Here is an 11901-nt window from a genome sequence, read left to right as displayed (position 1 = left end):
CGATCAGCCCGCTGACCTGCGACATCAAGGTTTACTAAGCCATGTACTGGGCGCCCAGCGCACGCAGCCTGGCGTGCGCCGACTCGTACACCGAAGGGGTGCCGAGGTAGGCCTTGGGCAGTTTGGCGACCATCGTATAGTTGGCGTCGCACACGTTGCCGACCGGCGCCTGCCCGGCCTGGCTGACGAGCTGGTAGGCGTCCAGCTCGTCGAGCCCGGTCAGCGACGACGTCCAGGTGACCAGGTCGTGCTGGCTGATGCGGTAGGCGTCCTCCAGCGGCCGGGCCGAACCGGTCGTCATCAGGTGCAGGTCGTCCTCCAGCCTCGGCCACGGCGTCGCCACGCCCTTGATCAGCTCGACCGCGACCACGGTGTTCATGGCCGCCTCGACGGCGGTGCCGCACACCTCGCCGTGCCCCTGGAGCCCGTGGCCGTCACCGATGGAGAACAGCCCGCCCTCCACGTTGACGCCCAGGTAGACGGTGACGCCCGCGCGCAGCTCCGGCGTGTCCATGTTGCCGCCGTGCGCGTCGGGGACGATCGTCATGCGGGACTCGTTCGCGCCGGGCGCCACGCCGACCGTGCCGTGCATCGGGTCGAGCGGCAGCTCCACCCGGAAGTCGCTGTTGCGCGCCTGGTAGACGGCCACGCCCTTGGCCACGTCCAGGTCGTACCACCAGACCCGCTCCTCCAGCGGCGGCTGGAGCATGGCCGTGGTGTGGGTGCCGGTCAGCGCGCCGAAGTGCGGGAACGTGCTCGAAACGGCCCAGTCCCTGGCCGGGGTGATGGACACGAAGTGCAGCGCCAGCGTGTCGCCGGGCTCGGCCCCCTCGACGTGGAAGGGGCCGGTGACCGGGTTGAGGTAGGGGAACTCGCACGCCTGTGACGGCAGGTCGTCCACCGACCGGACGCGGCCGGCGAAGCAGTCCTCGGTGAACAGCTCGAGGATCGTGCCGGGCCGCACCTTCCCGACGGGGGCCCGGCCGCCGAAGGTGTAGCTGTACTCCTCGGGGGAGGGGCGGTAAGAGATGACGTTCAAGAGACCTCCGAGGGCAGGACGGGACGGCGGCCCGTCGAGTAGAGAACCAGCGCCACGATCAGCCCGATCCCGAGCCAGACGAACCCGAGCACCTGGGCGGCCACCGAGGCGTTGATGACGACCAGCACCAGCACGGCGAACCCGATCACGGGGACCAGCAGGTGCGCGGCCCAGTTGCGGCTGCGCTGCCGCACGACATAGTGCACCACGACCGCGACGTGCAGAAGCAGGAACGCCGTCATGGCGCCGAAGTTGATGAGCGAGCTGAGCAGCGAGATCGCGTCGGCGTAGAAGCTCAGCCCGACGCCCAGCACCAGCGTGATCAGCGCGACGGAGAAGGTGGCGTTGACGGGCACCTTGTGCTTGGGGTCGACGCGGGCCAGGAACGAGGGGAGCTGCCGGTCGCGGGCCATCGCGAACAGCAGCCGCGAGGTGGCCGCCTGGGCGACGAGCGAGTTGGCGAAGCCCCACGCGATCGCGGTGGCCACCGCGCACAGCACGCCGAGCCAGGCGCCGCCGGCGTACGTGGCGGTGTCGTAGAAGGCGTTGTCGACGTTGGCGCCGGGCACGAGGGCGGCGCGGTCGGGCACGAGCAGGGCCGCCACCCAGGTCTGCACCACGAACAGCACGGCGGCCAGCGCCAGCGCGGCGACCATGGAGCGGCCCAGGCGCCGGGCGTCCTCGCGGTTCTCCTCGGCGAGCGTGGAGATGCCGTCGAAGCCGAGGAACGACAGCACGGCGACCGAGGCGGCGCCGAAGACCAGCGTCCAGGAGAACGCCGAGGAGTCGAAGACCGGCGTTAGCGCCCCGGCCGTGCCCTTGCCCTGCGCCAGCGCGATGCCGCCGATCACCAGGAAGATCGCCAGGACGACGAGCTCGGCGGCCAGCATGATGCGGGTGATCCGGGCGGTCATCTGGATGCCGAGCCGGTTGATCACGGTGTTGAGCACGATGAAGACGATCAGCCAGGCCCACACCGGCACGGCGGGCACGAAGGAGTGCATCGCGGCGCCGGCGACCATGTAGAGCAGGGTCGGCACGAGCAGGTAGTCCAGCAGGATCACCCAGCCGGCCATGAACCCGACGGGGGCGGCGATGCCGCGGCCCGCGTAGGTGTAGACCGAGCCGGCCATCGGGAACGCCTTGGCCATCTGGGCGTAGGACAGCGCGGTGAACGCCATCGCGACCAGGCCGATGATGTAGGCGAGCGCGACCATGCCGCCGGACGAGGCGAAGACGGTGCCGAAGATGCCGAACGGCGCGATCGGCACCATGAAGATCAGACCGTAGATCATCAGGTCGGCGAACCCGAGGGAGCGCTGGAGCTCCTGCCGGTAGCCGAACTGTTCGATGGTGCTCATGAACGGCTCCTTCAATGTGCTGGGGGTGATGAGCACATTAGAGGGTGAAGCTTTCTATTGAAAAGGTTTCTCTAGAAAGAAATCAAGGCCGTCCGCCCTGCCCAGATGCACCTGACGGCGCACCTGCCGGTTCAGCAGCGTCAGCGGCCCCCGCGCGCTGGTGATCGTGGTGCCGTCGGCCACGGCGTCGACCTCCGGCACCGCCAGCGAACCCGCCCGGGACGCCAGCGCCGCCAGCATCGCCACCGCCTCGTAGCAGCCCTGCCCGTGCGCGTTGAGCATCGGCGCCTGCGGCCCGAACCTGGCCGCGTAACGCTCGGCGAAGTCCAGGCTCGCGTCGGTGCCCAGGCCGTTGAAGTAGCCCATCGACGCGTACAGCTCGCCGGTGCCGTCGCCGCCGATGCCGAGCAGCCCGTGCTCCTCCAGCGCCCCGCACAGCCGGGCCGAGCCCAGCCCGCTGGCCGCGTAGGCCCGGTTGAAGTCCACCAGATCGGTGCCGATCAGCGTCAGCAGGATCGCGTCCGGCCGGGTGTCGGCCACCCGGTCGAGCCAGCGCGTCGCCTCCCCGTGACGGACGAACCGCTCGCCCACCACCCGCGCCCCCGCCGCCCGCAGCCGGGCCCGCGCGCTCGCGTGCACCAGCCGGGGCCACACGTAGTCGTTGCCCAGCAGGAACCAGCGCCGCGCCCCCCGCGCCCCCGCCAGCCACTCGATCCCGGGCGCGAGCTGCCTGCCGGGGGTCTCGCCCAGGAAGAACACGCCCGGCGCGTGCCCGATCCCCTCGTACGGCGGCGCGTACACGAACGGGGCCCGGCCGCCGATCGCCCGCACCACCGCCACCCGCACGTCACTGGCGTGGGAGCCGGCCACCGCCTCCACGGCGCCCGACCGGACCAGCTCGCCCACCTCGGCGGCGACCACCGGGGCGGCCCGGCCACCGTCGACCAGCACCAGCTCGACCGGCCTGCCCAGCATCCCGCCCGCGGCGTTGACCTCGCCGGCCGCCATCAGGGCGCAGTTGATCGCGCAGGGCCCCACCAGCCCCAGCACCCCCGACACGGGCACCACGAGCGCGACACGCAGCGCGCCGGAGGGGAGGAGCCGGGCCTCGAGAGGATCGACGATCGCCGCCACCCGACGAGTATCCTCCTGGAAAGCACCCGGGTGAAAGGACCTTGTTCAATGACCGCCACCGGGCTCGGGTCCTCTCTCGCGTACCTCCTCAGCAGCGCCGAGCGGAGCGTCAACCGAGGGCTGGCCGCCGCCCTCGCCGGCGAGGACGTCACCGTCGAGCAGTGGCGCATCCTGCGCGCGCTCGCCGACGGGCGCGGCCACTCGATGGGCGAGCTGGCGGCGGCCGTGCTCATGCCGCACCCGACGCTGACCAAGGCCGTCGACCGGCTGATCGAGCGGGCCCTGGTCTACCGCGGCCCCTCGGCGGGAGACCGGCGCAGAGTGGCCGTGTTCGTCGCCGGCCGGGGCGCCGACCTGCTGGCGCGGGTGGACGGGGCGGTGGCCGAGCACCACCGCCTCATCGCCGACGCCCTCGGCCACGACCGCATGGAGCGGCTGATGAGCGACCTGGAGTCGCTCGTGGCCGAGCTCGACCGCTAACGGGTCACGGGTAGAGGCCGCGCATCTGGTGCGCCTCGGCGACCCGACCCACGCCGATGACGTGCGCCGCCTGCCGGAGCGTCAGCCCGCGCTCGGCGGCCATCGACTTGACCTCGCCGTAGGCGCTCTCCATCAGGTCCTTGAGCTTGCGGGCGACCTCGCCCTCGCTCCAGGAGAAGGCCTGCATGTTCTGCACCCACTCCAGGTAGGACACGATGACGCCGCCCGCGTTGGCCAGGATGTCCGGCACCACGACGGTGCCGTTGGCGGCCAGGATCTCGTCGGCCTCCGGCGTGGTGGGGCCGTTGGCGCCCTCCACGACCAGCCGGGCGCGCACCCGCGCCGCGTTGGCCTCGGTGATGACGCCCTCGAGCGCCGCCGGGACCAGGATGTCCACGTCGAGCTCGAACAGCTCGTCGTGGCCCAGCACGTCGGCGTCGCGGTAGCCCAGCACCTGGCCGGTCTCGGCCACGTGCGCGCGCAGCGCGGCGACGTCGAGGCCGCCGGGCGCGTGGACGGCGCCGGTCACGTCGGAGACGGCCACGACCTTGCAGCCGGCGTCGGACAGATACTGCGCGGCGAGCGCGCCGACCTTGCCGAAGCCCTGCACGGCCACCGTCACGCCCTCGGGCGCGTGGCCCAGCGCCGACAGCGCCGCGATCTGGACGCCGCGCGAGGTCGCCCCCGCCCGGCCCAGCGAGCCGCCGAGCTGCATCGGCTTGCCGGTCACCACACCGGGCACCGCGTAGCCGGCGTTGACGCTGTAGGTGTCCATGATCCAGGCCATGGTCTGCTCGTCGGTGCCGACGTCGGGGGCCGGGATGTCCTTCTCCGGGCCGATCATCGGCAGGATCTCGTTGACGTAGCGGCGGGTCAGCCGCTCCAGCTCGCGCGTGGTCAGCGTGCCCGGATCGACGGCGACGCCGCCCTTGGCGCCCCCGTACGGGATGCCGACCAGCGCGCACTTCCACGTCATCCACATGGCCAGCGCGGTGACCTCGTGGATGTCGGTGCCCGGATGAAAGCGGATGCCGCCTTTGGCCGGGCCGCGCGAGACGTTGTGCTGCACCCGGAAGCCCTGGACGACGTCCATGCGGCCGTCCTCGCGCCGGACCGGGACCGAGACGGTCAGCGACCGGCGGGGCGTGGCGAGCATCGTGCGGAGCCCGTCGTCGAGCCCGAGGTGCTCGGCCGCCTGGCCGAGCTGGTGGAGAGCGGAATCCAGGGCCTGGCGGCCAGGGGTGGTCTGTGCCGGCGTCTTTGACGGCACCATGACGCTCATGAAGAGGTCCTCCTGTTATGGACGCCCGATGTCTGGGTAAAGCGCCGTTGCCTAACCCTTTTGGGCGTACTTGTCGTGATCAGCCTAGAGGGGGTGTCTGGAGTTGCCTAGTGCTCGATATGCGACACTCTGGCAGGCTTGTGGCCCAGAGTGTGCCGAACTGTCGAACCGGGGGGTGTGATGCCCGCACTGGTGGTCGGGCCGATGTTGCGCTACGTCGATTCTGCCAGCGCCTCGATCTTCGTGGAGGCCGAAGCGCCGTGTACGGTCACCGTGGAGGCAGGCGGTCGGCCGTACAAGTCGCCCACCTTCACCGTCCACGGTCACCATTACGCGATCGTCGACATCACTGATATTTCCCAGGATGTCATCACGTATTCCGTGCGACTTGACGGTGACCAGGTGTGGCCGCCGGAAGGACGGCCGGAGAGCCGGATCCGGCGGCTGCCCGAGAGCGGGCCGCGCTCGCTGGCGTTCGGGTCGTGCCGGACGAGCGTGCCGCACGACACCGCGCACGTCCTCACCCACGGTCACGACGTGCTGCGCGCCTACGGCTGCCACCTGGCGCGGGCGGACGAGGAGGAGTGGCCCGACCTGCTCCTGCTCCTCGGCGACCAGGTCTACGCCGACAGCCCGTCGCCCGAGATGCTCGAGTTCATCCGTGCCCGCCGCGACACCGAGCCGCGCGACGAGATCGCCGACTTCGAGGAGTACGCCGAGCTCTACCGCCAGGCGTGGACCGACCCGGAGATCCGCTGGCTGCTGTCCACCGTGCCCACCGCGATGATCTTCGACGACCACGACCTGCGCGACGACTGGAACACCTCCAAGACCTGGCGCGAGGAGATGGCCGCGACGAGCTGGTGGAAGCGCCGGGTGGTGGCCGGGCTGGGGGCGTACTGGGTGTACCAGCACCTGGGCAACCTGTCGCCCGCTGAACGAGCTGCTGACCCGCTTTATCGTGATTTGTCGGGCGCTGATGGCGACGGGGCCGCCGCGCTCGACGCCTTCGCCGCCCTGGCCGACGCCGAGCCGTCCAGCAACCGGTGGAGCTACGCCCGCGACCTCGGCCCATCCCGGCTCATCATGATCGACACCCGGTGCGCCAGGCAGCTCACGCCCGGCGACCGGCGCATGCTCGACCCGGCCGAACAGGCGTGGCTGGAGGAGCAGGTGTCCGCGCCCGCCGAGCGGCTGATCATCGGCTCGTCCATCCCGTTCCTGCTGCCCGAGGGCGTCCACGGCGTGCAGAACTGGAACGAGGCCCTGTGCGACGGCGCCTGGGGACGCACGGTCGCCCGCCTGTCGGAGCGCTTCCGCCAGGCGGTCGACCTGGAGCACTGGGCGGCGTTCCGGCGCTCGTTCGACGACCTGGCCAGGCTGTTCGCCGGGCTGGGCAAGCCGGTGCTCATCCTCTCGGGCGACGTGCACTACTCCTATGTCGCCAAGGCCCGCAAGGCGCCGGTCTACCAGGTGGTCTGCTCGCCGATCCGCAACCCGCTCAGCCGGCTGCTGCGCTGGGCCAACGTCTTCACCCAGTTCGGCATCGCCACGCTGGTCGGCGGGCTGCTCGCGCGCTCGGCCCGCATCCCGCGCCCGCCGTTCAGGTGGCGGGTGGTGGCCGGGCCGTGGTTCCAGAACGCGCTGGCCACGCTCAAGCTGCCCGAGGCCCGCGCCACCTGGCTCCAGTCGACCGGCGAGGAGGTCAAGGAGCTCGGCACTGTACAACTGGAATGAAAACCATTATCGTCTCGGCGTCATGAATCAGTATGACGTCGCCGTGCCCTTCTACGACCTGTGGCACGAGGACGGCCACGTGCCCGCCGCCCGCGCCGCCCTCCCGTCCGTGCTGGCGCGGGTGCGCGGGCCCGTGCTGGAGATCGGCGCGGGCACCGGCCTGATCACCGAGGTCATCGCCGCCGCCACCGGCGGCGAGATCTTCGCCGTCGAGCCCGCCGCCGGCATGCGCGCCGTGCTCGTCTCCCGCCTCGCCCAGCGGCCCGGCCTGCTGGAGCGCGTCACCGTCCTGCCGTACGGGGCCCTCGACGCGGACGTCGACGAGCCGGTCGGCGCCGTCGTCATGATCGCGGTGCTGCAGGCGTTCGACGCCGCCACGCGCCCGCGGCTCTGGGAGACGCTGGCCCGCCAGCTCCGGCCGGGCGGGCTGCTCGTGTTCGACCGCCGCGAGCCCGCGCCCGCCGTCCCCGGCGAGCCGGAGCTCCTGGGCTCCTACCGCGTCGGCAGGCACCGCTACGAGGTGCACGGCCACCTCCTGGCCGCCGAGGGCGAGCTGACCCGCTGGCGCTTCCGCTACGTGGTCACCCAGCGCGGCGTCGTCATCGGCGAGGACGAGGTCATCAGCGAGAGCCACCGCCCCACCCGCGCCCGCCTCGACGCCGAGCTCACCGCCGCCGGGTTCACCCGCGCCGACGCCCCCGGCGGCCTGGACGTCTGGCGTTTCGCGAAATAGTCGGCGTTTCGCGAAATAGTCGGAACTGTGGTCCCCCGTGCGGCCAAGAACCAGATGACCGCATGAGAGAGGACCGACGACGTGGTGGGTGTGCAGGAAGTGTCAGAGGCGCTGGACGACTCCGCGCTGATCGGGCGTTCACGCGACGACCCGGAAAGCTTCGCGGCTCTGTTCGACCGGCACGCCGACGAGATCCACCGCTACGCGGCCCGGCGCCTCGGCCCCGAACTGGCCGAGGACGTCACCGGCGAGGTGTTCCTGGTGGCCTTCCGCCGCCGGGCCCGCTACGACCCGGCCTGGCCCGACGCCAGACCCTGGCTGTACGGGATCGCCACCCGCATCGTCGCCCAGCACCGCAGGGCCGAACGGCGGCGCAACCACGCCCTGGCCAAGGTGAGCCCGGAACGGCCGGGCACCTTCGACGAGCGCAGCGCCGACCGCGTCACCGCCGAGCAGCTCCAGCCCCGGCTCGCCAAGGCGCTGACCGCGCTCAGCGCCGCCGAGCGCGACCTGCTGCTGCTCGTCGCCTGGGCCGACCTCACCTACGAGGAGGCGGCCCTCGCCCTCGGCGTCCCCGTCGGCACCGTGCGGTCCAGGCTGCACAGGCTCCGCGCCAAGGTGCGCAGGGCACTCGGCGGCAACGACCCCTTCGCAGCAGAGGAGCCCCGGCATGGATGAGGAGTTCAAGGAGTTCGCGGACGGCCGCCCGGCGGTGCCGCCCTACCCGCCCGAGGCCCGTTTCCGGGCCCGCGAGGCGCTGATGCGCGAGGCGCGCGGGGGGAGGGGGCTGCGGCTGCCCAGGTTCGGCTGGCAGGCCGTGGCCGCCTTCGGGGTGACGGTCACCCTGGTCGGGGGCGTGGCCGTGGCCCTGTCCGGGCAGAACGGGCAGTCGCCGGTCGCCGGCAGCTCCGTCACGCGGGCCGCCGCGCAGTTCTTCCCCGAGCTGCGGCCCCGGCCCGGCCAGTTCATCCTGATCGAGTCCGACACCATGTACGCCTCGTTCCAGGCCGGGGAGGACGGCGAGGAGAGCCGCCACCTCTACCGGACGCACCGGAAGATCTACCAGTCGGTGGACGGGAGCGCGGACGGGCTGCTGTACGTCGAGGGACGGCCGCCCGAGCCGTGGCCCGGCCGGGAGCTGCCCGCCGTGGCCCACGACTGGAAGGGCTCCGGCTGGAACCGGCTCGCGTCCTGCCCCGGCCGGATGGGGGACCGGCGCGACGACTACGCCTACCTGAGCGGGCTCGACGCGGCCGCCCTGCGCGCACTGATCCGCCGCGACGCGCCGCCCGGCAAGGCCGACGCCGCCCAGCAGGCGTTCGACGCGGCGGCCGAGCTCGTCCGCGAGAGCTACCTGCCCAGGGCGCAGCGCGAGGCGCTGTTCCAGGAGATCAAGGCCATCCCCGGCGTGACGGAGGCCGACGGGGTGGCCGACTCCGCCGGGCGACGCGGCGTGGCCCTCGGGCTGCCCGCCTCGGACGGGACCCTGCGGCAGCTCATCTTCGACCGCGGCACGTACAGCCTCCTCGGCGAGCGGGCCACGGTCGTGGACGCCCGCGCGGCGGAAGCGCCCGAGGGCAGCCTGCTCGCGCACACCGCCCAGCTCAACGTCACCGTCGTCGACCGGCTGCCCGAGGTGGACTCCCCGGACGGGGACGACAGCTGCGAGGGCCCCGCCGAATCCGCGTCCCCGGCCCCGACGGAGGACGTCCCGGCGGAGGACGTCCCGACCGAGACCGCCGCCCCGGCGGAGGACGCGCCGACGGAGGACGGCCCGACGGAGACGGCCGCCCCGGCGGAGGACTTCCCGGCGGCCGAGCCGACCCCCATCCCGTCGGAGTCCCGCCCGGAGGTCCCGGCGGAGGACTTCCCCGTGGACGAGTCGGCGTCCCCCACCCCGGCCGGCCCCATGCCCACCCCCACCGGCTGACCCCACGACCCTCCTGGGAAGAGCCGCCTCGCCCCCGTCACGGCCCGTCTCCTTGGGAGAGAGGGCCGTGACGGGGGATGGCGCCTTCACGGGCGGGAGGGCCCCTCACCTCCGCTGGTGGGCGGGGAGGGCGGTGGGTCAGCGGAAGGAGGCGAGGGCGTCGGCGAGGAGGTCGATGGCCCGGTGGAGGTCCTCCTCGGAGATGACGATCGGCGGCGCGAGCCGGATGGTGGACCCGTGCGTGTCCTTGGCCAGCACCCCCCGCTCCAGCAGGGCCTTGGACACCTCGCGCCCGGTGGCCAGGGACGGGTCGACGTCGACGCCGGCCCAGAGGCCGCGCCCGCGTACGGTCACGACGCCGTCGCCGACGAGCTCACGCAGCCGGGTGTGCATGATGTCGCCCAGCCGGGCGGCCCGCTCCTGGAACTCGCCGGTGTTGAGCAGGTCGATGACGGCGTTGCCGACGGCGCAGGCGAGCGGGTTGCCGCCGAAGGTGGACCCGTGCTGTCCCGGCTTGATGACGCCGAGCACGTCCTCGTTCGCGGCGATGGCCGAGACGGGGACGACGCCGCCGCCGAGCGCCTTGCCCAGGACGTAGATGTCGGGCACGACGCCTTCGTGGTCGCAGGCGAAGGTCTTGCCGGTGCGCCCGAGCCCGGACTGGATCTCGTCGGCGATCATCAGCACGTTGTTCTCGGTGCAGATCTCGCGCACCTGGGCCAGGTAGCCGTCCGGCGGGACGAGCACGCCGGCCTCGCCCTGGATGGGCTCGACGAGCACGGCGACGGTGTTGGGCCCGATGGCGGACCTGATCGCCTCGGCGGAGCCGTACTTCACCACGGTGAACCCGGGCGTGTACGGGCCGAAGTCGCCGCGCGCGTCGGGGTCGGTGGAGAAGCTGACGATCGTGGTGGTGCGGCCGTGGAAGTTGTCCTCCATCACGATGATGTCGGCCTGCTCGGGTTCGACGCCCTTGACCTGGTAGCCCCACTTGCGGGCGACCTTGATGGCGGTCTCGACGGCTTCGGCGCCGGTGTTCATCGGCAGGATCATGTCCTTGCCGGTGAGGTCGCCCAGCCCGGCGCAGAACCGGGCGAACTGGTCGTGGTAGAAGGCCCGGCTGGTCAGCGTCAGGTTCTTGAGCTGCTCCTGGGCCGCCTCGATGATCTTCTCGTTGCCGTGGCCGAAGTTGAGCGAGGAGTAGCCGGACAGGAAGTCCAGGTACCGCCTGCCTTCGACGTCGGTCACCCATGCCCCGTGCGCCTCGTGGATCACCACGGGCAGCGGGTGATAGTTGTGCGCGCTCCGGCGCTCACTGGCCTCGATGAGGTCCGCGCTGCTGGTCATTCAGTTCTCCCCCCTGATTTCCAGTGTGCAGCACTTGGGGCCGCCACCGGCTTTGCGCAGCTCCGACAGGTCGACTGGGATCACCTCGTAGCCGCGCCGCTTCAGCTCCAGCTGGAGGTCTCCGGCCTCGGCGTTGATGACGACGTTGGTGCCGTCGCTGACCGCGTTGAGGCCGAGGACCTCGGCGTCGGCGGCGGAGGCGAGCACCGCGTCCGGGAACATCCGGCGCAGCACCTGGCGGCTGCCTTCGGAGAAGGCGCCCGGGTAGTAGGCGACGTTGCGCCCGTCGAGCGGGAACAGCGCGGTGTCGAGGTGGTAGAAGCGCGGGTCGACCAGCCGCAGCGTCACCACGGGCCGGCCGAGGAACTCCTGGGCATCCTGGTGGGCCGCCGGGTCGGTGCGGAAGCCCGTACCGGCCAGGATGACCTCGTCCAGCGTGAGGAAGTCGCCCTCGCCCTCGTTGACCTGCGTGGGCTCCAGCACGGGGTAGCCGCGCTCGGCGAACCAGCGCAGGTAGGCGGGACCCTCGGGGCCGCGCTCGGGGAAGGCGAAGCGCGCCCCGTAGACCCGGCCGCCGGCGACGAGCGCCCCGTTGGCGGCGAAGACCATGTCGGGCAGCCCCTCGATCGGGTCGATGAGGCTGACCTGGTGCCCGAGGCTCTCGTACACCGCTTTGAGGCCTTCCCACTGCCGGATCGCGATGTCGCGGTCGGCGCCCGCCTCGGGGTTCATCCACGGGTTGATCGCGTAGGCGACCGTGAAGTGCTCCGGGCGGCACATGAGGAAGTGTTTGGGCATGCAGGGCTCCGTGTGTTCATGCTGGAATACGCCCTCACCTGGGAGGACGGAGCCACAGCC

11 protein-coding genes are annotated in these 11901 nt (G+C 72.0%); 5 read left to right on the top strand and 6 right to left on the bottom strand.

Annotated elements, in window-relative coordinates; all coding sequences use genetic code 11:
* Positions 1 to 34: 34 nt before the first annotated feature.
* From AB0J53_RS22225 to AB0J53_RS22215, 3 genes are read right to left on the bottom strand one after another with little or no spacing between them, the layout of a single operon-like run.
* Positions 35 to 1039, bottom strand: coding sequence for an acetamidase/formamidase family protein (locus tag AB0J53_RS22225; protein ID WP_364175169.1), 1005 nt, complete (start codon positions 1037 to 1039; stop codon positions 35 to 37).
* On the bottom strand, positions 1036 to 2400 hold the full coding sequence (locus AB0J53_RS22220; RefSeq protein ID WP_219507556.1) for an APC family permease: 1365 nt from the start codon (positions 2398 to 2400) through the stop codon (positions 1036 to 1038). Before AB0J53_RS22220 ends, AB0J53_RS22225 begins: the two co-directional genes overlap by 4 nt.
* Positions 2401 to 2454: 54 nt before the next feature.
* Complete coding sequence (locus tag AB0J53_RS22215) at positions 2455 to 3534, bottom strand: substrate-binding domain-containing protein (RefSeq protein WP_364175165.1); 1080 nt, start codon at positions 3532 to 3534, stop codon at positions 2455 to 2457.
* Between the two features lie 48 nt (positions 3535 to 3582).
* Here AB0J53_RS22215 and AB0J53_RS22210 point away from each other — a divergent pair, with 48 nt between their 5' ends.
* The gene (locus AB0J53_RS22210) at positions 3583 to 4014 is read left to right on the top strand and encodes a MarR family transcriptional regulator (protein WP_357585111.1); all 432 of its coding nucleotides are present in this window, start codon (positions 3583 to 3585) and stop codon (positions 4012 to 4014) included.
* Positions 4015 to 4018: 4 nt separating this feature from the next.
* On the opposite strand, the gene AB0J53_RS22205 is transcribed toward AB0J53_RS22210, so the two are convergent.
* Entirely contained in the window at positions 4019 to 5296 is a 1278-nt protein-coding gene (locus AB0J53_RS22205; protein ID WP_364175162.1) for a Glu/Leu/Phe/Val dehydrogenase, read from the bottom strand.
* 180 nt (positions 5297 to 5476) lie between these two features.
* On the opposite strand from AB0J53_RS22205, the gene AB0J53_RS22200 reads away from it, so the two are divergent.
* The 4 genes from AB0J53_RS22200 to AB0J53_RS22185 all read left to right on the top strand — a co-directional run bounded on the left by AB0J53_RS22200 (position 5477) and on the right by AB0J53_RS22185 (position 9696).
* Positions 5477 to 7033 carry an alkaline phosphatase D family protein gene (locus tag AB0J53_RS22200; RefSeq protein WP_219507562.1) on the top strand — a complete coding sequence of 519 codons (1557 nt, stop codon included), beginning with the start codon at positions 5477 to 5479 and terminating at the stop codon, positions 7031 to 7033.
* Between the two features lie 22 nt (positions 7034 to 7055).
* On the top strand, positions 7056 to 7766 hold the full coding sequence (locus AB0J53_RS22195) for a methyltransferase domain-containing protein (protein WP_364175159.1): 711 nt from the start codon (positions 7056 to 7058) through the stop codon (positions 7764 to 7766).
* 90 nt (positions 7767 to 7856) lie between these two features.
* Positions 7857 to 8444, top strand: coding sequence for an RNA polymerase sigma factor (locus tag AB0J53_RS22190; RefSeq protein ID WP_357585107.1), 588 nt, complete (start codon positions 7857 to 7859; stop codon positions 8442 to 8444).
* Entirely contained in the window at positions 8437 to 9696 is a 1260-nt protein-coding gene (locus AB0J53_RS22185; RefSeq protein WP_364175156.1) for a CU044_5270 family protein, read from the top strand. The genes AB0J53_RS22190 and AB0J53_RS22185 overlap by 8 nt, the downstream gene beginning before the upstream one ends.
* Before the next feature lie 138 nt (positions 9697 to 9834).
* On the opposite strand, the gene rocD is transcribed toward AB0J53_RS22185, so the two are convergent.
* Positions 9835 to 11043, bottom strand: a complete 1209-nt coding sequence (rocD, locus tag AB0J53_RS22180) for an ornithine--oxo-acid transaminase (protein WP_364175153.1) — start codon at positions 11041 to 11043, stop codon at positions 9835 to 9837.
* Positions 11044 to 11841, bottom strand: a complete 798-nt coding sequence (gene ddaH, locus AB0J53_RS22175; RefSeq protein WP_364175150.1) for a dimethylargininase — start codon at positions 11839 to 11841, stop codon at positions 11044 to 11046.
* Positions 11842 to 11901 lie beyond the last annotated feature (60 nt).

It is taken from the genome of Nonomuraea sp. NPDC049725, assembly GCF_040674795.1.
In the GTDB taxonomy this organism is placed as follows: Bacteria; Actinomycetota; Actinomycetes; order Streptosporangiales; family Streptosporangiaceae; genus Nonomuraea; species Nonomuraea ceibae.
This window is presented reverse-complemented; position numbering and strand designations above follow the sequence as displayed.

What these genes read in the sequence shown, in the direction of transcription:
- AB0J53_RS22195 (WP_364175159.1), top strand. Translation starts at nt 7,056, where the DNA reads ATGAATCAGTATGACGTCGCCGTGCCCTTCTACGACCTGTGGCACGAG.
- AB0J53_RS22200 (WP_219507562.1), top strand. Translation starts at nt 5,477, where the DNA reads ATGCCCGCACTGGTGGTCGGGCCGATGTTGCGCTACGTCGATTCTGCC.
- ddaH (WP_364175150.1), bottom strand. Translation starts at nt 11,841, where the DNA reads ATGCCCAAACACTTCCTCATGTGCCGCCCGGAGCACTTCACGGTCGCC.
- AB0J53_RS22205 (WP_364175162.1), bottom strand. Translation starts at nt 5,296, where the DNA reads ATGAGCGTCATGGTGCCGTCAAAGACGCCGGCACAGACCACCCCTGGC.
- rocD (WP_364175153.1), bottom strand. Translation starts at nt 11,043, where the DNA reads ATGACCAGCAGCGCGGACCTCATCGAGGCCAGTGAGCGCCGGAGCGCG.
- AB0J53_RS22220 (WP_219507556.1), bottom strand. Translation starts at nt 2,400, where the DNA reads ATGAGCACCATCGAACAGTTCGGCTACCGGCAGGAGCTCCAGCGCTCC.
- AB0J53_RS22185 (WP_364175156.1), top strand. Translation starts at nt 8,437, where the DNA reads ATGGATGAGGAGTTCAAGGAGTTCGCGGACGGCCGCCCGGCGGTGCCG.
- AB0J53_RS22210 (WP_357585111.1), top strand. Translation starts at nt 3,583, where the DNA reads ATGACCGCCACCGGGCTCGGGTCCTCTCTCGCGTACCTCCTCAGCAGC.